General features: G+C 65.2%; 22 protein-coding genes. 13 read left to right on the top strand and 9 right to left on the bottom strand.

All coding sequences use genetic code 11. From position 1 onward, the window contains the following. The 3 genes from ACM43_RS35715 to ACM43_RS35705 form a co-directional block, all read right to left on the bottom strand. On the bottom strand, positions 1-972 hold the full coding sequence (locus tag ACM43_RS35715) for an MBL fold metallo-hydrolase (RefSeq protein ID WP_271546633.1): 972 nt from the start codon (positions 970-972) through the stop codon (positions 1-3). Between the two features lie 212 nt (positions 973-1,184). Continuing rightward, positions 1,185-4,199 (bottom strand): autotransporter outer membrane beta-barrel domain-containing protein, encoded by a 3,015-nt coding sequence (locus tag ACM43_RS35710; RefSeq protein ID WP_271546631.1) that lies wholly within the window; start codon positions 4,197-4,199, stop codon positions 1,185-1,187. Positions 4,200-4,454: 255 nt separating this feature from the next. Then, positions 4,455-5,120, bottom strand: coding sequence for a GntR family transcriptional regulator (locus ACM43_RS35705; protein WP_271546629.1), 666 nt, complete (start codon positions 5,118-5,120; stop codon positions 4,455-4,457). A 117-nt stretch (positions 5,121-5,237) separates the two neighbouring features. Between ACM43_RS35705 and ACM43_RS35700 the strand changes: the two genes are divergently transcribed. From ACM43_RS35700 to ACM43_RS35675, 6 genes are read left to right on the top strand one after another with little or no spacing between them, the layout of a single operon-like run. Next, positions 5,238-6,032 (top strand): enoyl-CoA hydratase/isomerase family protein, encoded by a 795-nt coding sequence (locus ACM43_RS35700; protein ID WP_271546627.1) that lies wholly within the window; start codon positions 5,238-5,240, stop codon positions 6,030-6,032. A gap of 9 nt (positions 6,033-6,041) precedes the next feature. After that, positions 6,042-7,301 carry a CaiB/BaiF CoA transferase family protein gene (locus ACM43_RS35695; protein WP_271546625.1) on the top strand — a complete coding sequence of 420 codons (1,260 nt, stop codon included), beginning with the start codon at positions 6,042-6,044 and terminating at the stop codon, positions 7,299-7,301. 52 nt (positions 7,302-7,353) lie between these two features. Further along, a complete protein-coding gene (locus ACM43_RS35690) occupies positions 7,354-8,346 on the top strand; it encodes a Bug family tripartite tricarboxylate transporter substrate binding protein (RefSeq protein ID WP_271546623.1) in 993 nt (330 codons plus the stop codon). Positions 8,347-8,357: 11 nt separating this feature from the next. Then, positions 8,358-8,840 (top strand): tripartite tricarboxylate transporter TctB family protein, encoded by a 483-nt coding sequence (locus ACM43_RS35685; RefSeq protein WP_157285863.1) that lies wholly within the window; start codon positions 8,358-8,360, stop codon positions 8,838-8,840. A gap of 12 nt (positions 8,841-8,852) precedes the next feature. Further along, positions 8,853-10,391 (top strand): tripartite tricarboxylate transporter permease, encoded by a 1,539-nt coding sequence (locus ACM43_RS35680; RefSeq protein WP_057029102.1) that lies wholly within the window; start codon positions 8,853-8,855, stop codon positions 10,389-10,391. Beyond that, complete coding sequence (locus ACM43_RS35675) at positions 10,388-11,389, top strand: 4-hydroxythreonine-4-phosphate dehydrogenase PdxA (protein WP_271546621.1); 1,002 nt, start codon at positions 10,388-10,390, stop codon at positions 11,387-11,389. Before ACM43_RS35680 ends, ACM43_RS35675 begins: the two co-directional genes overlap by 4 nt. A gap of 32 nt (positions 11,390-11,421) precedes the next feature. On the opposite strand, the gene ACM43_RS35670 is transcribed toward ACM43_RS35675, so the two are convergent. Together ACM43_RS35670 and ACM43_RS35665 are read right to left on the bottom strand one after the other, a co-directional pair. After that, complete coding sequence (locus ACM43_RS35670) at positions 11,422-12,165, bottom strand: SDR family oxidoreductase (protein ID WP_271546619.1); 744 nt, start codon at positions 12,163-12,165, stop codon at positions 11,422-11,424. Positions 12,166-12,482: 317 nt separating this feature from the next. Further along, entirely contained in the window at positions 12,483-13,559 is a 1,077-nt protein-coding gene (locus ACM43_RS35665; RefSeq protein WP_271546617.1) for a methyl-accepting chemotaxis protein, read from the bottom strand. 282 nt (positions 13,560-13,841) lie between these two features. Here ACM43_RS35665 and recJ point away from each other — a divergent pair, with 282 nt between their 5' ends. The 3 genes from recJ (at position 13,842) to ACM43_RS35650 (ending at position 17,470) form a co-directional block, all read left to right on the top strand. Continuing rightward, a complete protein-coding gene (gene recJ / locus ACM43_RS35660; RefSeq protein WP_271546615.1) occupies positions 13,842-15,683 on the top strand; it encodes a single-stranded-DNA-specific exonuclease RecJ in 1,842 nt (613 codons plus the stop codon). 89 nt (positions 15,684-15,772) lie between these two features. Next, positions 15,773-16,582: an SDR family NAD(P)-dependent oxidoreductase gene (locus tag ACM43_RS35655; protein WP_271546613.1), complete on the top strand. Its 810-nt coding sequence runs from the start codon at positions 15,773-15,775 to the stop codon at positions 16,580-16,582. A gap of 96 nt (positions 16,583-16,678) precedes the next feature. Beyond that, positions 16,679-17,470 carry an aldolase gene (locus tag ACM43_RS35650; RefSeq protein ID WP_271546611.1) on the top strand — a complete coding sequence of 264 codons (792 nt, stop codon included), beginning with the start codon at positions 16,679-16,681 and terminating at the stop codon, positions 17,468-17,470. A gap of 39 nt (positions 17,471-17,509) precedes the next feature. Here the strand turns inward: ACM43_RS35650 and ACM43_RS35645 are convergent, their stop codons facing one another. After that, positions 17,510-18,394, bottom strand: a complete 885-nt coding sequence (locus tag ACM43_RS35645) for a LysR substrate-binding domain-containing protein (protein WP_271546609.1) — start codon at positions 18,392-18,394, stop codon at positions 17,510-17,512. A gap of 108 nt (positions 18,395-18,502) precedes the next feature. On the opposite strand from ACM43_RS35645, the gene ACM43_RS35640 reads away from it, so the two are divergent. Beyond that, a complete protein-coding gene (locus ACM43_RS35640) occupies positions 18,503-19,192 on the top strand; it encodes an FMN-dependent NADH-azoreductase (protein WP_271546607.1) in 690 nt (229 codons plus the stop codon). A 50-nt stretch (positions 19,193-19,242) separates the two neighbouring features. Here the strand turns inward: ACM43_RS35640 and ACM43_RS35635 are convergent, their stop codons facing one another. Next, complete coding sequence (locus tag ACM43_RS35635) at positions 19,243-20,472, bottom strand: lytic murein transglycosylase (protein ID WP_271546605.1); 1,230 nt, start codon at positions 20,470-20,472, stop codon at positions 19,243-19,245. Positions 20,473-20,662: 190 nt separating this feature from the next. On the opposite strand from ACM43_RS35635, the gene ACM43_RS35630 reads away from it, so the two are divergent. Continuing rightward, a complete protein-coding gene (locus tag ACM43_RS35630) occupies positions 20,663-20,914 on the top strand; it encodes a hypothetical protein (RefSeq protein ID WP_271546604.1) in 252 nt (83 codons plus the stop codon). Positions 20,915-20,949: 35 nt separating this feature from the next. Here the strand turns inward: ACM43_RS35630 and ACM43_RS35625 are convergent, their stop codons facing one another. Continuing rightward, positions 20,950-21,468: a MarR family winged helix-turn-helix transcriptional regulator gene (locus tag ACM43_RS35625; RefSeq protein ID WP_157285853.1), complete on the bottom strand. Its 519-nt coding sequence runs from the start codon at positions 21,466-21,468 to the stop codon at positions 20,950-20,952. 54 nt (positions 21,469-21,522) lie between these two features. Between ACM43_RS35625 and ACM43_RS35620 the strand changes: the two genes are divergently transcribed. Together ACM43_RS35620 and ACM43_RS35615 are read left to right on the top strand one after the other, a co-directional pair. Beyond that, positions 21,523-22,002: a carboxymuconolactone decarboxylase family protein gene (locus ACM43_RS35620; protein WP_157285852.1), complete on the top strand. Its 480-nt coding sequence runs from the start codon at positions 21,523-21,525 to the stop codon at positions 22,000-22,002. Positions 22,003-22,023: 21 nt separating this feature from the next. Next, positions 22,024-22,527 carry a cupin domain-containing protein gene (locus ACM43_RS35615; RefSeq protein ID WP_225141852.1) on the top strand — a complete coding sequence of 168 codons (504 nt, stop codon included), beginning with the start codon at positions 22,024-22,026 and terminating at the stop codon, positions 22,525-22,527. Positions 22,528-22,556: 29 nt separating this feature from the next. Here ACM43_RS35615 and ACM43_RS35610 read toward each other — a convergent pair whose 3' ends face one another. After that, on the bottom strand, positions 22,557-23,543 hold the full coding sequence (locus ACM43_RS35610; protein ID WP_271546600.1) for a DUF808 domain-containing protein: 987 nt from the start codon (positions 23,541-23,543) through the stop codon (positions 22,557-22,559). Positions 23,544-23,608 lie beyond the last annotated feature (65 nt).

Below are 23,608 nucleotides of genomic sequence, written 5' to 3'. Positions count from 1 at the left end.
CTACAACGTCATCTTCATCGGCTCCGGATAGTAACGGAACCCATCTCCGGTCTTGGCGACATGACCATAGCCTGGCCAGGCGAAGTGATAGGACATCACCGGGATCTTGTTGGCGGCCAGCATCGTCAGCAGCTTGACGCGCGACTCGGCCGCCTGCTTCGGATCGGAATCGTAGGAGAACTCCATCCGTGGCTTCTCCAGCAGCAGCACCGAATGGTGCGAGAGATCGCCGAGGAAGGCGAACGACTTGCCGGCCGAAGTCACCATGAAGATGGTGTGGCCGACGGTGTGGCCGGGGGCCGCGATCGCCTGCACGCCGGGCAGGAATTCCTCGCCATCCCTAAAGAATTTGATCCGATCCCGGACCGGCAGCAGGTTCTTGCGGGCGTGGACGACGAAATCCTTGGCAGAGCTGCCGAGCTTGCCTTCGTCGGTCCAGAAGTCGAAATCGCTCTGGGCAATGTAGACTTGCGCGTTGGGGAACAGCGGCTTGCCGCCTTCGTCGACGATGCCGCCGATATGATCGATATGGGCATGCGAGCACACGACGGCATCGATGTCGCCCGGCTTGATGCCGGCCTCCGTCATGCTCTTCTGCTGCCGTCCGGTGCTGGCGCCGAACATCTTCGATGAGCCCATGCCGGTGTCGAACAGGATGAGCTTGTCGCCGGTGTTGACGATGGGGGAATTCTGTTCGAGCACGACATTGTCCGGCGACAGGAAATTGTCGGCCAGCATCGTCTTGACCTCTTCCTTGGAAACGCCGGTGAAGGTCCCGGAGGGATCGCCGAGCGGAAGTGGTCCGTCGGATACGACGGTCACCTCGGCATCGCCGAGAATGAAGCGGTGCCAGTAGGGCGTCTGGGTGCCGAGCTTGGGCGCCCGCGCCATCGCGCTGCTGCCGAGCATGGCGCTGGCGCCGAGGCCGGCGCCGAGTGCGAGTAGGGACCGACGCGAGACGTCGAATGTCATCCTTTTTCTCCGCTTTCGTTTTTCACAACGCGTTGTGCGCGTTGTGTTCGGCTCGCGCCGATAGGCGGATGCTGCTCCGGTTCAGATGAGCTAGCAAGTGGAATTGGTTTTGACGATGAGCGCCGCCTGCCGAAGCGAAAGCCATTCCGGCCGCCCGCCAACAATTGTGTCACCTTTGTGTCTGGTGTGTCTGGTGATCGTATGCCCCGGCATCACCAGCTGTATCGGACCACGCCCTTGCCTGCGTAGGAACGCGTGACGTTCGAGAACTCACCCTCGAACGTCCCGGCAGCCGACCAGCCGGTGAGCCACTTCTTCTCGACTGATCCCGTCACCAGCGCGGAGTCCGAGGCCATCGCTGCACCGTTCACGACAAAGCTCGCGCCGGGAAGAGCTTGGAACGTGGCTCCGATGACGCGGTCGGGATTGAAGTCGTGCGCCCAGGCGAGCCGCCCGCGCAAGGTGACGATCCCGTCAGCCTGGGCGAACGATTTGTCCGTGCGCAGGCCGAGCTCGGTGCGGGTGTTAGTGACGCTCTTGGCACCATAGGCCAGCGCGAACAGGTTGCCGCCAACGACGGCCTGTTCGGCGTAAGCCGGCAGGTCGAACGTCGTGAACTGCGCTGTGGCGTAAGGCGTAAGGCCGACGCCCTGCGTGACGAAGCGATAGCCGCCCTCGAGTCGGCCGGAATAGGCGTTGGCGTTGAACTCGGCGCGCAGGCGATCGACGCCGGCAACCGTCACGGTGCGATCTGTGGTGATGTCCTGCCATCCATAGGCCAGCGCACCGGTGATGTAGGCAGGGCCGACGATGTGCCGGAAGAAGGCGCCGGCCTGGAACAGGTCGGACCGGCCGCCGCCGAGCGCGTTCGCTACGGTGAAGTTGGTGCCGCCGCCGGCGAGCGCGAAGCCAACCAGCGTATCCCGCGAGATGCGATAATCCGCACCGACGGCGGTACCATAGAGGTTGCTTGTGGTGGTGTTGGACCCGACGACTGTGCTGCCGTCAGTCTGCTGCGCGCCGCCAAAGCCCGCCGCCCAGACGCTCCAGCGCTGCTCGAACGGTGGCACGACCGGTGCCTTGGTGTAGATCGCAGCCAATGCGTCGTCCGGCTTGCGCTTGCGCGCGTAAGCCAGGGCGGTCTCATCCGCATAAGCATTCGGCGTGCCGCCCGCACTGACGGTATCGCCGCGACCCGCGATGAACGGATCCGTCATCACGCCCATGAACTGGTTCATCGCGTTGAAGGTCGTCTGCTGCGGCGCGCTGCCGACCTCGCCGGAGAGCTGGGTCAGGCCGGCGGGCGTCAGGCTACCGAACACCAGCGGGATCGTGCCATTGGTGTTGAAATAGTTGATGATCGCGTTGCCGACGTTCTGCTGATTGACGTTGAGGTTGCCCGATGGAGGCACGAAGTTCAGCGCAAGGTTCAGATAGGCGTGGGTTGCGTCGTAGCTCAGCGTGGTATTGAAGCCCGAAGGCAGGCCGACATTCAGGACCGTCGGATCGAATGTGCCGCTGACGCTGCCTGCGTTGAGAATGGTGTACTGCTTGGCGACATAGCTTCCGGCCGCGAAGCTCGCAGCTACCGTGGCACCGCCGAGGGTCGCATTGCCGGTCACATTGGCAAAAGTCGACGTCGTGGGGTCCACGTAGACAAGATACAGCGCCCCGGACTGCATCGCGAGGCTTGCCACGGTCATGGACGTGCCTGGCGCGGCTACAATGCCCGGCGACAAAAGCCCACCCGCGTTGATCTGGGTGGCGCCAACGGTGCCGCTGCCGACCAGTTGGCCGCTTGCGTTCACCGTGGTGAGGACCGAGGATGCAATCGAGCCAATCACGGCGAGGACGCCGCTATTGACGGTTGTTGACCCGGTGTAGGTGTTCGCAGCCGTCAGCAATGTCACGCTCGTTGCGCTGTTGCCATTCTGCTGGAAGGCGCCGGTGCCGCTGATCACGCCTGTGAAGGTGAGAACGTTCGAGCGATTGACGGCGAAAGTGCCGTTGTTGACGACGTTGCCGACAATCGAACCGGTCGTGCCGCCATTGCCGAGCTGCAACGTGTGGCCGGAATTGATGCTGGTCCCACCGGTGTAGGTGTTGGCGCCGGTCAACGTCACAGTGCCGGATGGGCCGAAGCTCAGGCTCAGGCGCCCGGCGCCCTGGATGACACCACCGAAATCGCCGTTCATGATGGATATGGTGGTCGCGGCACTGGATCCGGTGTTTACCGTTCCTGCGCCGAGCAGGTTGCGCAGGGCGCTGGTATGGTCGTTGTAATCGAGGACCGCGCCTGCGGCCACCGTCGTTGAGCCGGCGTTGCCTGTAAGAAACGATAGGATGCTGTCGGTTGCCTGCAACGTGCCGCCGTTGACCGCGAGCGTCGTACCGGTGCTGACGGATGTGCCGACCGCGAACTGCACTTGAACGGTTCCCGTATCCGTTGCGGATCCGAACTGCACATGAGCGTCGTTCATGCTCATGCCGCCCGCGGCCAACAGAGTTGTGCCGGCGCCCGCCGCCAGGGTCGAGGTCGTGGCGGCCGTGAAGGTAATATCGTTCGCCAGTGTCCCGGTGACGGTCGTGCGTAATGTGCCGCCGCTCATGGTCATGGCGCCGCCGCCGAACGCGTCGATCGCGCCCGCAGTTGCGTGACCGCCCGTCAGTGTCCCGCCAGTGACCGCGGTGCCGCCCGCATAGGTGTTGGTGCTGTTCAGCGTGACTCTGCCGGGACCGGCGACCGTCAAGCTGCCGGGACCTGTGATCTGGCCGGTGCTGTCGACCATAAACTCCGCACTCGCGGAGGCCGTCGTGATGACGGTGTTAGAATTGAGCTGAAGAACGCCGCCGGCCGTAATATCGCCGGTCAGGAACGGGTTGCTTGATTGCACATTGATCGCGGCCGAGCCCGCACTGGTCTGCATGATCAGGGTGCCGTTGACGAAACCGAAATTGCTGTTCGTGGCCGAAGAGTTCAGATTCAACGTGCCAATCGTGAACGTCCCGGCCTGCAGATTGACTTGTGGACCTTGATTCGGGACCGTCGCATTGAATGTCGCAACAGCGTCGACTGCGTTGGGAACGGTGGCCGGCGTCCAATTTCCGCTTACGGCCCAAAATCCGGGGCCGCCATTCCAGGTCTGGGCGGCCGCCTGGCCGGAGATCGCCGTGAGCAGACCGGCCGCCACGGCGGGTAGCGCCGCCGTCAATGCGGTACTCGTCAACAGCGCCTTGATTGAACTCGTTCTCCGCCTCGTACGCGAGCCGCCAACCTCAATTGCCAATTCCACAGGGCGCCCCGATGCAATGCGTGGCCAAATGTTCCGAGCGAGACATACGTAGCTGTTTCGCCGCCGGCGGACCACCGGCGCCACTTCTCGTCGCCGACCTCACTGACGATTTCGGGGCGGTGTGATTGCGGGGCAACAGAAGGTTGCTTGTTTTCCGGGCAGCGCGACCACCCGCCGGTGTCTCGCCACTCACGCAATACGCAACGTGGGCTCACTGCCTTCCGTCTCGGCGAAGCCCGCCTGCAGCACCTCTTCGCGCTTGTGACGGAGATGTGCTCGCAGAATATGCGAGAGGCCAACGCCGTCGCGGCGCTGAAGCGCGTTCAGGATCGCCTCGTGCTCCTTCACGGCGAGCGCCCAGCGCTGCGCCGTCATCGGCGTGACATAGCGCGCGCGCCGGATGCGCGCGGTCACCGAGGCGTAAAGCCCGGCGAGCACGGGATTTCCTGCCGCAGTCACGATGGCTTCGTGAATGGCGCGATTGCCACGGTAGTACTGGATCAGGTCGCGCTCACGATAATGCTGCACCATGTCCGCATGTGCGGCGGCGATCGCGTCGATCTCGGCGTCGCTGATGCGCTCGCAGGCGAGTTCGCCCGCGAGAGCCTCCAAGCCCTGGCAGACCTCGAACAGGTCGCGCATGTCCTTGTCGGTCAGCTTTGCTGCCCGCGAGCCGCGATGCGGCAGCAGCTGCACGAGCCCTTCCGCCGCCAGCACCTTGAGCGCCTCGCGCAGCGGCGTCCGCGAGATTTCGAGCCGCTCGCACAGCTCGCGCTCGGGAATCCGCGCGCCCGGCGGGATCTCGCCGTCGAGCAGGATGGCGCGGATGCGGTTGACGACCTCGTCGTGAAGCATGGCTCTGAGCTCAGTTTTGAATGCAAAATCGAACTTATATGCAGAAACTGTCAAGTTCCAGCTTGAAAATTCCAAGTTTTGCATTCAAAAATGTAAAAAACAGAAAGGTGTGAGGAAATGGACCTGCAAGTGGAGGCTGGAGACCTCGTGTTCGAGCGCGACGGCGGCATCGGGCGGATCACCTTCAACCGCCCGCAGGCCCGCAATGCCTTCACTTTTGCCATGTACGAGCGGCTTGCCGCGATCTGCGAGGAGGTCAACCGCGACCATGACATCAAGGTGCTGGTGCTGCGCGGAGCCGGCGACAAGGCCTTCGCGTCCGGCACCGACATCAACCAGTTTCGCGAGTTCAAGTCGCCGCAGGACGCCATCGATTACGAGAACCGCATCGACCGCGTGCTGACCACGCTCGAGCAGTGCCGGGTGCCGACGATCGCGGCGATCAACGGCTTCTGTACCGGCGGCGGGGCGGGCATTGCCGCGGCCTGCGACCTCCGCATCGGCACGAAAGCTGCGAAGATCGGATTCCCCATCGCCAGGACGCTCGGCAATTGCCTTTCGATGTCCAATGTCAGCCGTCTCACCGCGCTGATCGGCGCCGCGCGCGTCAAGGATCTCATCTTCACCGCGCGCCTCGTCGACGCCGCGGAGGCCGCAAGCGTCGGGCTGCTCGGCGAGGTCGTCGACGATCTTGCCGCCCTTGAACGACGCGCAGACGAGGTCGCCCGGCTCGTCGCGAGCCATGCGCCGTTGACGCTGAATGCGATCAAGCAGGCGGTGGCGCGTCTGCAACGCCGGCTGACGCAGGACGAGGGCGAAGACCTCATCCTGATGTGCTACACGAGCCAGGATTTTCGCGAAGGGCTCGATGCTTTCCTCAACAAGCGCGCGCCGCAATGGCGCGGCCAATAGGACGAGCCGATGCAAAGCGATCCGTCGCAATCCACCTCCCGCCGCTCGGGCCCGCTGGCCGGCCTCAAGGTCATTGACCTCACCCACGTCATGGCGGGACCGACCTGCACCCTGATGCTCGCCGACATGGGCGCCGACGTCATCAAGATCGAGAAATGGCCGAACGGCGACGACACCCGTCATTCGGTGCCGCCGAAGATCGGCGACGAGGCGGCCTCGTTCCTGATGATGAATCGCAACAAGCGCGGCATCGTGCTGGATCTGAAGACCGACGGTGGCAAAGAGGTGCTGCGCCGGCTGATCGCGAATGCCGACGTGCTGGTCGAGAACTTTGCGCCGGGCGCCATGGAACGCCTCGGCTTCGGCTACGAGGCGCTGCACGCGGAATTCCCGGCGCTGATCTATTGCTCGCTGTCGGGCTTCGGCCGCACCGGCCCGTACAAGCATCGCAGGGGATTCGATCTCGTCGCGCAAGCCATGAGCGGCATCATGAGCTTTACCGGCGAGCGGCCCGACGGTCCGCCCGTCAAATGTGGACCGCCGCTGTCCGACATCACCGCCGGCCTGCTCGCGAGCATGGGTATCCTGGCGGCCTACACGCATCGCCTCAAGACCGGTGAAGGGCAGTGGGTCGAGACCTCGCTGTATGAAGCTGCGCTGGTGCAAACCTATTGGCAGTCGACCATCGCGCTCGCCGCGGGCACTGCGCCGCGCGCGATGGGCTCGGCGCATCCACTCAACGCGCCGTATCAGGCGTTCGAAGCCTCGGACGGCTGGCTCGTGGTCGGCGGCGCCAACAAGAAGCATTGGCTGTTGATGCTGGAAGCGCTCGGCGCGAGCGAGCTCGCCGACGATCCGCGCTTCGTCACCGGTGCCGATCGCATGGCCAACCTGAAAGAGCTCGAAGCCGTCCTGAGCGAGCGCTTCCGCACGAAGTCGCGGGCGCATTGGCTGGCGGCGCTGGACGAGAAGGGCGTGCCGTGCGGCCCCGTGCACGACATGCTGGAGGCGCTCGGCGATCCGCAGACGCTGGCGCGCGAGATGGTCGTCGAGGTCGAGCACTCCACGCTCGGTCCCGTCAAGACGATCGGGCTTCCCATCAAGTTTTCGGAGACCCCGGGGAAAGTGCGATCAGGCGCACCGGTCTATGGTGAGCACACGCGAGAGGTTCTGGCCGAGCACGGGTTCGACCAGTCACGAATCGAAGCGCTCGAAAAAGAAGGCGCGATCGTCTCGGCCCAGGAAATACGTGAGGAACACGTCGCCTGACCGGACGCCGATACGACAACAACAAAAGACAAAAAATCAGCTGGAGGAAATCATGGGTCGGACGTCAACATTTCTGCTCTCGGCAGCCGCAGTCCTGCTCGCCGGCACCATGCCGGCGCTCGCCGCCTGGCAGCCGCAAAAGCCGATCGAGTTCATCGCCACCGCCGGTCCCGGCGGCGGCACCGACAATCTCGCGCGCGCGGTGCAGAACATCATCACTAAGCACAAGCTGATCGAGCAGCCGATCGTCGTCGTCAACAAGGGCGGCGGTAGCGGCGCCGAAGGCTATGTCTACGGAAAGGCCTCCGCGGGCGATCCCTACAAGGTCATCTTCGGCACGTCGAACGCCTGGCAGCAACCGCTCGTCTCCAAGGTCGCCTTCAACTACACCGATCTCACGCCGATCGCGGCGATGGCGCAGGACGAATTCCTGCTCTGGGTCAAGCAGGACGCGCCTTACAAGACCGCAGGCGATTATCTGAAGGCGGCCGCAGCGGGCGAATTCAAGATGGGCGGCGCGCAGTCGAAGGACACCGACGAGGTGCTGACGCGCATGATCGAGAAGACCGGCAAGGTCAAGCTGACCTACATCCCCTTCAAGAGCGGCGCCGAGACCGCCGTGCAGCTCGCCGGCGGGCATCTCGACTCCCACGTCAACAACCCGAGCGAAAGCCTCGGGCAATGGCGCGGGGGCACGCAGCGACCGCTCTGCGTGTTCAGCCCGAAGCGGCTGCCGCAGGGGCCGAAGGTCACTGCGACGGATGGCTGGGGCGACGTTCCAACTTGCGTCGAGCAGGGCCTCGACATCAAGCAATATGAGCAGCCGCGCACGGTGTGGCTGCCCGGCAAGGTCACGCCGGAACAGGCCGCGTTCTATGTCGACCTCATGAAGAAGGTGCAGGCGACGCCGGAGTGGAAGGACTACATCGAGAAGACCTCCCAGGTCGACACGTTCCTCACCGGTGCCGAGCTCGAAAAATTCATCAAGGAGGACCTCGAGCGCGTCAAGCAGGTCGCGGGCGAGCAGGGCTGGCTGGTGAAGTAAGGCATTACGCCATGATCTCACGCCGCACGCTTGAACTTGCGACAGCCGTGCTCACCGGCAGCTTCGGCGTGGCCGTCGTCGTCTCCAGCCTCGACAATGGCATCGGCTGGTCGAGCGCAGGCGTGGACGCCGGCACGTTCCCGTTCCTGACCGGGATCATCATCGTGGTCGGGAGCCTCACCAATCTGGTACGAGGCGTGCTGCCGGCCGCGACGCTCGCAAACGTTCCCATCGCGATCACGTCCATCGAGCTGCGTCGGCTCGCCGGCCTGTTCGTGCCGGCTGCCATCTTCGTCGCCGCGATCCCGCTCGCCGGGATGTACGTCGCCTCGGCTCTCTACGTCTTCACCGTGCTGGCGATCCCCCAGCACCAATCGGTGCCGCGCGCGCTCGCCATGGCAGGTGCCACGGCGCTCGCGCTCTACCTCGTGTTCGAGCGCATGTTCCAGGTCAGCCTGCCGCACGGCGCGCTCGCTTCCGCGCTCGGGTTCTGAGGGAGCGGCGGGATGGACAATCTCCAGGAGCTCCTGCACGGCTTCACCATCGCGGTCACGGTGCCGCATCTGGTCCTGATGGTGGTCGGCGTGCTGCTCGGCATTCTCGTCGGCGTGCTGCCGGGGCTGGGCGCGCCGAACGGCGTGTCGCTGCTCCTGCCGCTCACCTTCGGCATGCAGCCGGTCTCGGCCATCATCCTGCTCTCCAGCATGTATTGGGGCGCGCTGTTCGGGGGATCGGTGACCTCCATCCTGTTCAATATCCCGGGGGAGCCGTCGTCGGTGGCGACCACCTTCGACGGCTATCCGATGGCGCGCGACGGCAGGCCGACCACCGCGCTCGCGACCGCCTTCGGTTCGGCGGCGTTCGGCGCGCTGGTCGGCGTCATCCTGATCACCTTCCTCGCCTCCTGGGTGGCGCAGGCTGCGCTCGCGTTCGGGCCGGCCGAGTATTTTGCCGTCTATTTTCTCGCCTTTGCCAGCTTCGTCGGCATGGGCGGTGCGGCGCCGATCAAGACCGTCGTGGCGCTGGCGCTCGGCTTCGCCATCGCCGCCATCGGCATCGACACGGTCTCCGGAAGCGTCCGCCTCACCATGGGCGTGGACGAACTCGTCAAGGGCGTCAGCTTCGTCGTGGCGGTCATGGGCCTGTTCGGCATTGGCGAACTGCTGGTCGCCGTCGAGGAGGAGTTTCACGCCCGCGCGGTCTCTTCCAAGATCGATTGGCGCGAGGTGTTTCGCGCCGTCGGCCGCCTGCCGCGGCACGGCGTTGCGCTGCTGCGCAGTGCCGCGATCGGATGCTGGATGGGCATCACGCCGGGCGGCCCGACCGCGGCCTCCTTCATGAGCTACGGTATCGCGCGGCGCTTTTCACGGCGCGGCCGACATTTCGGCACGGGCGAGGTCGAAGGCATCGTCTCGCCGGAGACGGCCGATCATGCCGCCGGGACCAGCGCGCTGCTGCCGATGCTCTCGCTTGGCATTCCCGGCTCGGCGACCGCGGCCGTGATGATGGGCGGGTTGATGATCTGGGGCCTCAATCCCGGGCCCATGCTGTTCGTGGACCAAAAGGATTTTGTCTGGGGCCTGATCGCCTCGATGTATGTCGGCAACATTGTCGCCGTCGCCCTGGTGCTGCTGACGGTCCCGGTGTTCGCCGCCCTGATGCGGATTCCCTTCGTGGTGATCGCGCCGCTGATCGTGATCATCTGCGTCGTCGGCGCTTATTCGGTGTCGAACTCCTATCTCGACGTCGTCATGATGCTCGGCTTCGGGGTCGTCGGCTATCTCTTCAAGAAGCTGTTCTATCCGCTGGCGCCGCTCGTGCTCGCGATCGTCATCGGCGACAAGGCCGAGGACGCCTTCCGGCAGTCGATGCTGATCTCCAAGGGATCTCTCGGCATTTTCTTTGCGAACAAGCTGGTGACGTGCCTGATCGTGGGCGGCATCGCGCTGCTGCTGCTTCCGCTTCTGTTGCAGCTGCCGCGGCTGTGGCGCAAACCTGCGTCGCCCGCGACCGATGCGCCAGTCCAGGAAAGGGCGATCATATGACCGCAAAGCCGCTGATTGCGCTGGCCATGGGAGATCCCGCCGGCATCAGCCCGGAGCTGACGGCCAAGCTCGTGGCGCAGGACGACATCCGCGCGGGCTGCCGGCTCGTCGTTATCGGCGACCGCCGCATTTTCGACGAGGGCGCGCGCATTGCGGGCGTCAAGCCGGAGCTGAAGATGCTAGAGCAGGGCGCCGATCTTCGCGCAGCGCAGGAAGATGCGCTGTTCGTCGATCTCCGCCACCTTGCTCCCAGGGAGGTCGAGCCCAAGACTGCGACCCTTGCCGGCGGAAAATTCGCGCTGGCCAATTACAGGCATGCGCTCGAGCTCGGCCGCGACGGCCATGTCGACGCGGTCTGCTTCACGCCCTTCAACAAGCAGGCGATGCGCCTTGCCCGCGCCGAGTACGAGGACGAGATCGCGTTCTCGGCCGAGGTCGTCGGTCTCAAGACGCCGGCAAGCGAATTCAACGTGCTCGACCGGCTCTGGAACGCACGGGTCACCTCGCACATCCCGCTCAAGGACGTCGCTGCGAATCTATCCGGCGAACGCATCCATCGCGCGCTCAAGCTGACCGATTTCTGCATGCGGAACGCCGGCTTTGCGCGGCCGCGCATCGCGGTCGCAGGCCTCAATCCCCATGCCGGGGACGGTGGCAATTTCGGCCGCGAGGAGATCGACGTGATCGCGCCGATGGTCGCAGCAAGCCAGCGCGAGGGCATTGCCGCGGAGGGACCGTTTCCGGCCGACACCGTGTTCCTGCGCGCCAAGGCGGGCGCCTTCGATGCCGTGCTGACGATGTATCACGACCAGGGCCAGATCGCGATGAAGCTAATGGGTTTCGATCGCGGCGTGACCTTGCTCGGCGGCTTCCCGTTCCCGATCTGCACGCCCGCGCATGGCACCGCCTACGACATCGCGGGGCAGGGCATCGCCTCGATCGGCGCCAGCCGTGCCGCGCTGCTGCTCGCCGCGGAGATGGCGCGGCGCACCGGCTGATCGCATGCTGATCTAGCGTGCCCGCCGGTGCCTCAGCGGCTCGCGAGCCATTTTGCGAGCGGCGTCGCCCCGAGCCGTGCTTCGCCGAGTGGGTTCAACGACGTGTCGTCGATGGGAGTGCCGTAGTACAGCGCCGTCCGATCTCCGATCACGGGGCGTGGGTCGCCGGACGCCTTCAGGCGGCGCGCGATGAATTCATTGAAGGGGGCCTTCTCGGGGCCGGCGATATCGATCGTGCCGTTGAGCGGCCGGCCGCTTGCGACCTCCGCGAGGCGATCGACGACGTCGTCGGCCGCGATCGGCTGAAACTGAGCCGTGGGAACGACGATCTTCCCCTCGATTGCGCTTGTGTCGGCAATGGCCGCGAGGAATTCGAAGAACTGGGTGGCGCGCACGATCGAGTAGGGCACCGAGGCGGACTTGATGACGGTTTCCTGCGCCAGCTTGGCACGGAAATAGGCGTTGTCGGGCGAGCGGTCGGTGCCGACGATCGAGAGCGCCACGTGATGCTTCACGCCTGCTGCGGTTTCTGCCGCGACGAGATTCTCGCTCGATTGCTGGAAGAATGCGAGCACCGCTGCCGGCTCCCAGGACGGCGCGTTGGCGACGTCGACGACCACATCTGCGCCCGAAAGCGCTGCGGCAAGGCCTTCCCCGGTTACGGCGTTCACGCCCGATTTCGGCGAAGCTGCCACCGCTTCGTGGCCCTGCTGCTTGAGCTTCGCCACCAGTCTTGATCCGATCAATCCGGTTCCGCCGATCACGACGATCTTCATGGCTTGTCTCCTTGCGATTGTGGGGCGGGAGATGATCGAAGCCAATCGAAACTCACGCCTCCCACGTCACTCATGTGGTGCGAAGTGACTCTAGCCGATCCATGGCGCAGGCTCTTGCCTGTAGCGGGCTTACCTTGCCGGAAAATGCTGCCAGCGTTTTGCCCGACGTGTCAAAATGTTTGGTCGCCGCAAGCGGCGGACTGGCCCTTGAAAATGCTAATGAAAACAATCCCCAGGCTACTGTGCATGGGGTTGTTTCGCAGTTTTGGATGGGACGGGCGACGGCCTCCGATTCCGGGAGGCGGCCGCTGCTCGCCTCACGACCCGCAGACGATCACGCCGTACCAGCCGAGCCCTCGATAGGTCTCGTAGCCCGGCGTGGCATGGAACGCGACCAGTGTACCCGTGCGTTCCTGATAGAAGCCGGAGCGCTGGCCGTTCAGCGACAGCGAGATGCGCTCGCTGAGGATGCCCTGGCCGTCGGACGCCGCGATCACGCGGAAATTCGAATCGACCAGCAATACGCGCGCCTTGTCGCTGTCGCCGACGCGCACGCCCTGCACGATGGCGCGGGCCTGCGGCTCCCAGTCGAAATGGATGGCGAGAACCCCGATCGGCGCGCCATGGGCCTGGCCGCCGGCGCGGACGCTGGCGCAATAGGTCGCGACCTGCGCATTGCCGAGCAGCGGTTGGTTCTCGACGTCCCCGGCGACATAGTCGTCGCCGGAGCGAAGGGCTCTCGCGTCGCGAAACCATTTTGTGTGGGCGACGTTCTGGCCGACGACGCGGAAGCGGTCGGCGCGGCCGTTGGCGATGACGTTGCCATCGAGGTCGCAGAGCCAGAGATCGAGATAGACGGTGTAGGCCCCGAGGATCACGCCGAGGCGCTGCGAGGCATGGGAGACGGCCGCAGCATTGGACGAGTCTGCGCAATCGACCACGGCGGAATCGGTGGCCCACCAGCGCACGTCGCAGGTGCGTTCGTAGAGATTGCGGTCGATCAGCTCGATCGCGTTGAGCGACAGGTCGACCATCCGCTCGCCGCGGGAGCGCTGGCTCATGCGGTCGATCGAGGCGACGAGATCGCCGGTGCGTTTCGTCAATTGGGTCTCGAGCTCGCGGGCGATGGTTTCGACCTGCTGGCCGACGCCGCGCACCTCCTGTGCCACCACCGCAAAGCCCGCGCCTTGCGCGCCGGCGCGGGAGCTCTCGATCAGCGCGTTCAGCGCCAGCATCTTCATCTGGTTGGTGATCTGCTGGATCGACTTGGTCTTGTCGACCGCGATCTGGTTGACCTCGGCGGTGAGGCGGTTGATCAGCGCGGAGACGTCGGAATCATCGTCCGCGGGTTCGGAGGCGATCGGCTTGGCTTTCAGACCCAGCGCAGCAGACATCGGGGACTTCCCTTGGCAATGAGGTCTGATCTGCAATGAACGGGGAACAACGACTTACAGATCGAATACGATTCTTTTTCGAGGATTCCGCCTAACGCCTGCTTAATTTGCTGTTTGGCGGGATGCCTAAATGATAGTCACTCCGGCCTGCCTGCTGGCCATCCACCGCTTTGTGCGTCCCGGCCGTTGCAAATCGCCGGGGTTTCCCAGCCAATCCTTTCAAGCCAGTCGCGGCCCCGAGCGTGTCGCCCGGACCCGAGTTCCCAATCGATAGCCCTCGTCATGACGCCTCCCGCATCCGCGCTCCCCGTCGAAGCGCCCCAGGCCTTCCTGGGCGTGGCGCGCTCGCTCACCGACAAGCTGTGGCGCGACCGGCTCGATGCGCGCGGGGCAGCCCAGGCGCTCGCCATCGTGCAGCGGCACCAATTGCCGGAACTGCTGGCGCGGGTGCTGGCCGGCCGCGGTGTCGACATCGATGCCGTCGCCGACTTCCTCGATCCGACCATCCGAAAGCTGCTGCCGGACCCGTTCACGGTGACGGAGATGGAGACCGCCGCCAAACGCATCGCGGATGCCGCGACCAGGGGCGAGAAGGTTGCGATCTTCGGCGACTACGACGTCGATGGCGCGACCTCGGCGGCACTGCTGGCCTGGCATCTGCGCCATTGCGGGCTCGATCCGCTGATCCATATCCCCGACCGAATTTTCGAAGGCTACGGCCCGAACACGGAGGCAGTGCGGGCGCTCGCGGCAAAGGGCGCCACGCTGCTGATCACAGTCGATTGCGGCACCACCAGCATCGAGCCGCTCGCCGAGGCGAAGCGCCTCGGCATGTCCGTGGTCGTGATCGACCATCACCAGGCCGGCACGGAGCTGCCGGTGGTGGATGCGCTGGTCAATCCGAACCGGCTCGACGATCTCTCCGGCCTCGGTCATCTCGCCGCCGTCGGCCTCGTGCTGGTGACGCTGGTGGCGGTCAATCGCGAGCTGCGCCAGCGCGGCTTCTGGACCAGCGAGATGCCCGAGCCCGACCTGCTCGGCATGCTGCACCACGTCGCGCTCGGCACCGTCGCCGACGTCGCGCCGCTGATCGGTCTCAACCGCGCATTCGTCGCCAAGGGGCTGATCGCGATGCGTCGGCGCGACCATGTCGGCCACACCGCGCTGATGGACGTGGCCCGGCTCAACGGCCCGCCGGAGGCCTGGCATCTCGGCTTCATGCTGGGGCCGCGCGTCAATGCCGGGGGTCGCATCGGCCGCGCCGATCTCGGCGTGCGGCTGCTGCTTGAAGGCGACAGCGTCGAGGCGGCGCGGATCGCGGCCGAGCTCGACCGTCTCAACAGCGAACGTCGCGTCATTGAGCAGGCGGCGGAGGCCCAGGCCGAAGCCGAGGCGCTGGCCTCGATCGGACTTGAGGACAAGCTCGCCGTAATCGTCACGGCCTCGGAAGGCTGGCATCCCGGCGTGGTCGGCCTCGTCGCCTCGCGCCTGAAGGAGAAGTTCTCGCGGCCCGCCTTTGCCATTGCGCTGGAGCCGGGCGGCATCGGCACGGGCTCGGGCCGTTCGATCGCCGGCGTCGATCTCGGCAAAGCAGTGCGGCAGGCGGTCGCCGACGGCATTCTGCTCAAGGGCGGCGGCCACGCGATGGCTGCGGGCGTGACGCTGCGCAAGGAGAAGCTCGCCGAATTCCGCGCCTATATCGAGACAGCGCTGGCGCGCGACGTCGCCGAGGCGCGCCACGTCAACGAGCTCTATATTGACGGCGCGGTCACCGCCCGTGCGGTGACGCCGGAGCTGGCGACGACGCTCAACCGCGCCGGTCCCTTCGGCAGCGGCAATCCGGAGCCGGTGCTGGCGCTGCCGGCGCATCAGCTCGTGTTTGCCGACGGGGTCGGGCAGGCGCATCTGCGCCTGCGCTTCAAGGCGGGCGACGGCGCCATCGTCAACGGCATCGCGTTCCGTTCGGTCGGCCAGAAGCTCGGCAATGCGCTGCTCGCCAATCGCGGCCAGCCGATGCACGTTGCGGGTTCGTTGTCGGTGGACCGCTACCAGGGCGCCGAGCGCGTGCAATTCCGTGTCGTCGACGTCGCGCTACCGGACCAGGGGCCATCCGTGATTAGATGACGCATGATCCGGAAAAGTGCGAAGCGGTTTTCCGACAAAGATCATGCGCAAAAAATAACGGCCTCGAACGACAAGAAAAGGGAGTGAGCATGGCAGGGCAGGTTGAGGGCAAGGTCGCGCTGGTGACGGGTGGCGCCTCCGGCATAGGCGAGGCCATCGTCGAGCTGTTCGCGCGCGAGGGCGCGAGTGTCGTCGTCACCGATATCGACGAGCTGCGCGGCCCGGAGCTCGCTAGGCGCGTAACAAACGTGGGCGGCAAGGCGATCTTCCTGGAGCAGGATGTCACCAGCGAAGAGCGCTGGATCGAGATCGTCGCCGAGATCGCAAAGCGCTTCGGCCGGCTCGACGTGCTCGTCTCCAATGCGGGTATCGGCATTTCCGTGCCGTCGATCGTCGACATGACGCTCGCCGACTGGCGCAAGCAGAACGCGATCAACCTCGATGGCGTGTTCCTCTCGGTCAAGCATTGCCTGCCTTTGATGCGCAGGACCGGCGGCGGCTCGATCATCATGATGTCCTCGCTGGCGGGCCTGCGCGGCTCGCCCGGATTGTCGGCCTATTCGGCGACGAAGGGCGGCGTGCGGCTGTTCGCCAAGTCGATCGCGATGGAATGCGCGGCTGCGGGCGATGGCATCCGGGTCAACTCGGTTCACCCCGGCATCATCGACACCCCGATCTGGGGCAAGATCCCGACGGGGGCGGCCGGCGCCGGCCAGAACGCTCCGATCGATCCGGAGGAGCGCGCCCGCGTCGTCACGCCGCTTGGCCGCGCCGGCCACGCCGCGGAGATCGCTTCGGGCGTGCTGTATCTCGCTTCCGATGCCTCGCGCTACGTCACCGGCAGCGAGCTCGTCATCGACGGCGGCATGAACGCCGGCGGCGTGCCGCGGCGCGCTTGAGCTGCGCAGGGCAGGGTGGCTGCCACAGGGGCTGACGCGCAGGCGTTGCCCCTGTACAAGATGAGCAACTGCCAACCGACAGAGGTTTTACTCGCCATGGCGCACAGCCTTCACGCGTCCTCGCCCGCGCCGCATCGTTCGAACCGGCCCGATCTCGCCACCGACGCGATCCGCACCGCGCGCGAGGATCTCGCCGCCTGCTTCCGCATGGCCGCGCGCAACGGCTTTGAGGAGGGCATCTGCAACCACTTCTCGGCGGTGGTGCCGGGCCATGACGACCTGTTCCTCGTCAATCCCTACGGCTACGCCTTCCGCGAGCTAACCGCGTCGAAGCTGTTGATCTGCGACTTCCACGGCAATGTCCTCGACGGCGAGGGCGTGCCCGAGGCGACCGCGTTCTACATCCATGCCGAGATGCACAGGCTGCTGCCGCGCGCCAAGGCCGCCTTCCACACCCACATGCCCTATGCGACGGCGCTGTCGATGACCGAGGGCGAGCCCCTGATCTGGGCCGGCCAGACCGCGCTGAAATTCTACGGCCGCACCGCGGTCGACCGCGACTACAGCGGCCTCGCGCTCGACAGCCGCGAAGGTGCCCGCATCGCGTCCGCCGTCGGCGATGCCGACATCGTTTTTATGAAGCATCACGGCGTGATGGTGCTGGCGCCGACCATCGCGGAGGCCTGGGACGATTTGTATTATCTCGAGCGCGCCGCTGAGGTGCAGGTGCTGGCGATGTCGACGGGGCGGAAGGTGCTGCCGGTCGATCCCGCCGTTGCGGCGGAGACCTACAGGCAGATGCGCGAGGGCGATTCCGAATCCGCGCGGCTGCATCTTGCCGCGATCCGGCGGCAGCTCGATGCGGAGGAGCCGCAATATCGGCACTGACCACGATGTCATTCCGCGGTGCTTGAGCTGCGCTGCGTATCAGCGGGCCGCGTCGAACTCTGACTTCAGCCAGTGTCGTACAGCCTCGACCGGCTCGGTGAGCGGCCGGTCGCGGCTGCGGACCAAGTGCAGTGAAAAGCCTTCCAGCTCCGGCCCGAATGGTGCGATCAACGTTCCCTGCGAAAGTTCGTCGGCGACGAGCACAAGGCTGTGCAAAGCGACACCAGCGCCGGCGACGGTTGCCTGGATGGCATGGGTTTCATCGCTGAAACGCACGCCGGCGCGCGCATCAACGTCGTTAATGCCGGCCGTCTTGAGCCAGCGCCGCCAGGTCGGATTTCGGGCATCACGACGGTGCCAGTCGAAATGTAGCAGCGTTGCTGAGCGCAGGTCGCTCGGTCTTCGGATGCCCAAGCGCGGACTGACCACCGGCGCGAAACGATCGACCGTGAGCGGCTCGGCAATCAGATCGGGATAAGGACCGGAACCGTAGCGAAGTGCGAGGTCCGCGGTCGAATTGAGATCGGCCACCTCCAAGCTCGCAAGCAATGTGAGATCAATGTCGGCTCTGCTCTTTCGGAGCCCAGCAAGACGCGGCACCAGCCATTTGGCTGTGAAAGCCGGCGTCGCCGAAAGTGTGACCACCGCCCGGCGTCGCTTCCGGCTCAATCCTTCCAGAACACGCGCAAACGCATCAAAGCCGTCGCGCAGGACTGGAAGCAGGACCTGTCCTTCCGCGGTGAGCAGAACCTGCCGGGTCCGGCGCTCGAACAGCCTGACCCCGACCGTCTGCTCCAGCTGTCGCACCTGATGGCTGATCGCGGTCGGCGTGACGTGAAGCTCGTCGGCCGCGCGCTTGAAGCTGAGGTGACGTGCCGCCGCTTCAAATGCACGCAATCCCGCCAGCGGAGGAAGCCTTCTCATCGCGAACTCGAGGATGAATGCAGTTCATCCATAAGCTGAGCAACTTTCGTTTGTCAACGACGGGGCCTGAACCGATCTATTGGGCAAACAGATGAGAGGAGTGCTGCAATGCAACTGCTACAAATCGATTCAAGCGCGCGGTTGGAGCCTTCAGATGCAAATCCGCGCGGTTCGCACACCAGGCGTCTGACTCAGCGTTTCGTCCAGCGATGGCTACAGTCGCGGCCGGGGGATCGCGTCGTCAACCGCGACCTCGGTCGCTTCGCACCGGGCCCGGTGACGGACGGCTGGGTCAAAGCGGCCTTCGCGAAGCCCGATCGGCGCGAGCCATGGATGAGCGAGGCTTTGGCGGAAAGCGATGCGCTGGTCGACGAGTTGATCTCAGCTGATCTGATCGTCGCGGGCGTGCCAATGTACAACTTCGGTGTGCCAGCGCAGTTCAAGGCATACATAGACAACGTCGTTCGGGTCGGACGCACGTTCGGCTTCGACCGATCACGCCCGGACGATCCATATTCGGCGCTGCTTGCGGGCATGGACAAGCGTCTTGTCCTGCTCGGCTCGCGCGGAGACTACGGGTACGATCCGGGCGGGCGCATGGCCGCCGTCAATCATGCCGAAGGAGCCGTCCGGGACGTGTTTGCTTTCATCGGGATCACGGCCTTCCACAGCATCGCAGTCGAGTACGACGAATTCGCCGACGATCGGTTGCAGGCGTCGATTGCCGCGGCCGAGCGTGCCGTGGATGACCTCGTCGACGAGCTGCTGAAGCTCACAGAACAGCGAAACGCGGCTTAAGGGTCGGCTGCAGCTGCGGCGGAGGCGCCAGCGCCGAGCTCCCAGCCGTACTAGTTGGTTTGCCGCAGCTTGGCCAGCACCTTCAGCCCGCCGTAGCCATCGGCGGGCGCGATCCCGACCTTCTGCTGAAACTCCTTGACTGCCTTCATGGTGTCGTTGCCAACCCGGCCGTCGGTGCCGCCCGTGTCGAAGCCGGCCTTGGTCAGGCGCGTCTGCATCTCCTGCACTTCGGCGAGCGTCAACGCCCGCTCGGAGCCCGGGAAGGGCTGGATGAAGGGCGGGGCTCCCAGGCAGCGATCCCCGAGATGGCAGATCGCCAGCGCGTAGTTCATGGAAGGGTTGTAGCTCTTCACCGAGTAGAAATTCGGCCCGAGCAGGAAGGTCGGCCCGCCCGCAACCGGCGTCCACATCTGCGCGGATGCATTGGGCTGCGGAAATGATTGGCCGTCGGCACGAGTCACGCCGGCCGCCTGCCAGGCCGCAAACGTCCGGCTGCCGCTCATGTTGGCGGGCGCGCGCACCTCGTAGCCCCAATGCTCGCCGCGGTGCCACTTGCCGCGATTGACGAGATATTTTGCGGTCGAGCCCAGCGCATCGTCGGGCTTGCCGAATGGCGAGACCTTGCCGTTGCCGTCATAGTCGATACCGACATTGAGCCAGACCTCCGGCATCCATTGCGAATGACCCATCGCGCCGGCCCATGATCCGCGCATGTCCTCAGGCGTGGACCAGCCCTTGTCGACGATGCGCAGTGCATTGATCAGTTCGGTCTCCCAATAGGCCTTGCGGCGCGGCTCGTTCCAGGCGAGCGCGGCGAGCGAGGGAAACACCGGCCGCATGTGGTTCTGCTGCACCAGCGGATCGCCATAGGCGGACTCGACGCCCCATAGCGCCAGCAGCGTGCCGCGCTCGACCCCGAAATCGCGCTCGATGCGGGCGAACAGCGCCTCGTTGTTCTTCAGCGCGATCTTGCCGTTGATGATGCGCCAGTCCGAGACGCGGCGGTTGATGTACTGCCAAACCTGCTCGCGGAATTCGGGCTGGTTGCGCATCTGCGCAAACACGCTCATGTCCGGTTCGACCCGTCCCATCGCGCGCTGCCATGTCGCGGCGGAAATACCTTTTGCCATCGCGCGCGCACGAAAGCTCTCGCGCCATTCGTCGAAGCCGGGAGGCGCGGCGAGAGCGCGGGTGGGAAGCGCGAGCAAAGCGGCTGCACCGAGCGTCGACTGGAGCAGGGCGCGGCGTGTATGACGGGGCGAGGAATCAGTGTGCTTCATGGGCACATTCTAGCCGGAAACATGGCACGCGTGAGTCGGTTCCGAAACGGCCGCGTGCGTCAACTCGGCCCGACCCCGTCGGTCGTTCCCACCGGAACAAGTGCCCCACTCCCGCATTCCTCCCACGCCAGAGGAGAATAGTCGGTCCTGGTACGGCCGGCCTTCCTGTTCATCGAATCGTCGGGGTGGAATGAAGATACGCACGCACGCCGAAAGCCATATCGTCGAACTCGACGACGGATCGCAATGGAAGATCTTTCCCGGCGACCTCGCGACGACGCTGAGCTGGAAGCCCGAAACCGATTTGCGTCTGGAGCCGAGCGGTGAGCGGGTGAGTTCGCACGTGCTGGTCAATCCCGCCGACCAGACCCGGGTGCGGGTGATCGCGGCGGACGAGAGCTGGCCGGACGGCGCAGTCAAGAACGCCTTGAAAGGCGGGTAGCACCAGCGGCCACGACAGCCGCGAATGCCGGTCGCCTAGTCCTCCTGAAGGTCAGCCGCGATTCCGGCAAGCCAACGCCGGATCGCGGTTTCCGCCTTTGCATCCAAATTGCGAGCGAGCCGCTTCTCCAATTCGAGCACACGCTGCCGGCACGTCTTCAAAAGAGTCGCGCCTCGCGGCGTCAGCGTCCATTGCTGGATGCGGCCGTGAACGGGATGAGGCGTCATCGCAATCGCGCCGTCGCGTTCGAGATTGCGGATGATGACGCCGACGGTCTGGGGCGTCAGGAAGGTGAGGCGGGCGACATCGGCCCCCGACAAGCCCGGATAGGCGTTCAGCATCGTCAGCACCGCGAATTGCGGCGAGGTCACGCCGAGATCGGCGAGCGTGCGCTCCATCGTCAGGCGAACCGCGGCGTGGGCCTGGCGCAGCAGGTAGCCGAGATAGCCTTGCTCGCCGCGCTTGCCTTCGCCCGGTGCCGGGACATGCACCGCGCCGGCTGCAACGGCCTTGCGGCCCGATTGCAATGTCATGACATTCGTCTTGCGCGACATATAAGAGCTCTTATAATGTATCTGAGCTCTTATAATAAGCCGAGGTGAATGGCAATGGCACACGCCCGCAGCGAATACGAGGATTTCAAGCGGATCGCGCCCGATGCGTTTGATCTGGTGCTGGCGCTGGGCCAGCTTGCGGCCAAGGCCGGCCTCGACAAGCAGCTGCTCGAGCTGGTCAAGCTGCGCGCCTCGCAGATCAACGGCTGCGCGTTCTGCGTGCAACACCACGTCCTGCTGTCGGAACGGATCGGCGTTCCCCTCGACAAGCTCCATCTGCTCGCGGTCTGGCGCGAGGCGCCGATCTTTTCGCCGCGCGAGCGGGCTGCGCTCGCCTGGGCCGAGGCGCTGACCTGTTTGCCGGACGGCGTCAGCGAGGAGGTCTACGCGGAAGCGTCCGGCGAATTCTCCGAGACTGAACTGACGTACCTGACCTCGGCGGTCGCCTCGATCAACGTCTGGAACCGTTTTGGCGCGGCGTTTCGCTGGACGCCTGCAAAGCGGCCGGCGGCCGCCGTTGCCGCTTCGTCCTGACGGGGAGAGGGGAAGATCACGATGACAGCCATGAGCCTTTCAGCCGTGCAGTACCCGTTGCCGTCACGTTCGACAGCGTTCGCCGTCATCGCAGGATTAGTTTGCGCGCTGGCAATCGGCAAAGCTCTGCCGGTGACGATCGACAGCGTGTCCAGCGCCCTCGCGCCGCTCTGCGCGACGGCGGCGGAAGGCTCGCCGCTCGATAAGGTTGAGCCGATCGGCTCCTACGCGCTTCCGAACGTGCCCGGCAAACGCGTTACCATCGTGCGCGTGTCCTATGGTCCAGGCGGGTTTTCGCGCCCGCATCGTCACTCCGGCTCCGTCACCGCCTACATCACCAAGGGCGAGATCCGCTCGCAGCTCGGCGGCGGCCCGGTCGAGACGTTTGGCGTCGGCCAGTCCTTCTTCGAACCGCCGGGCTCGACGCATCTGGTCTCGGCCAATGCCAGCATGACCGAGCCGGCGGAACTGATCGCGGTGTTCGTGGCGGATGAGGGCGCGCAGCTGACGACGTTCCTGGAATAGGCTGCGCGCGTCATCCGCAATGGCTGTGCTCAGGCCGATCGCGATCGCCTCAACCGCTTCCAGGCCGGCGCGAGTCCGTATTGGACGACCGGAATGGCAACCGCGCCGACGAGCAGTCCAAGCGCACCCGAGATGGCTGCCTCGACCGACCATTCGACGATGCCGGCAACGGATGGAAGGAGATGTGCGGCAGCCTCGGTTATGGCATGGACCGTGTGGCCGATCGCGGGTGGGCCGTACTTCTCGATGCCGTGCAGGATGATGCCACCGCCGACCCAGATCATGGCGGCGGTGCCGATCGTGCTCAGCACCGCCAGGAAAACGGGCATGCCGCGGACGAGCGCGCGCCCAAGCAATCGGATCGCGCCGCCGGCGAGCGAGGCGCCGTCGAACCGCGCGAGGGCGATGCCAGCATCGTCCGCCTTCACGATCAGGGCCACCACGCCATAGACGCCAACAGTGATGAAGAGGCCGACCAGCGCCAGCACCAGCGCCTGCGTCCAGATGCTGCCCGCCGGGAGGGCCGCCAGCGTGATCGCCATGATCTCCGCCGACAGGATGAAATCCGTCTTGATGGCGCCAGCGACCTTCTCGTCCTCGACCGACTGGGCATTCAACGCAATCGGCTCGAGCTGAGCTTCGTGCTGGTGCGCATGATGCGGCATCACGGCTTCGAGCACCTTTTCGGCGCCCTCATAGCAGAGAAAGGCGCCGCCCAGCATCAGCAGCGGCGTGACCGCAGCGGGAAGGAAATAGCCGAGCAGCAGGGCAATCGGCAGCAAGATCAGCAGTTTGTTGCGTAGCGATCCGACCGCGATCTTGCCGACGATCGGCAGCTCGCGTTTCGAAGCAAAACCGATGACGTAGTTCGGCGTGACCGCCGCATCGTCGATGACCACGCCAGCCGCCTTTGTGCCTGCCTTGGCTGCCTGGCTGGCGATATCATCGAGCGACGCTGCAGCCACCTTAGCGATCCCCGCGATGTCGTCGAGAAGACCGATCAGTCCGACACTCATCAACCTATCCTTCTTCGTTCGAGCGGGGGCGCGACCAGAGGCTTTCCTGCCCGCTCCGGCAACGA

The organism is Bradyrhizobium sp. CCBAU 45321, from assembly GCF_028128975.1.
Classification (GTDB): Bacteria; Pseudomonadota; Alphaproteobacteria; order Rhizobiales; family Xanthobacteraceae; genus Bradyrhizobium; species Bradyrhizobium yuanmingense.
The sequence above is the reverse complement of the archived record's forward strand: the minus strand, read 5'-3'. Positions and strand labels throughout refer to the sequence as shown.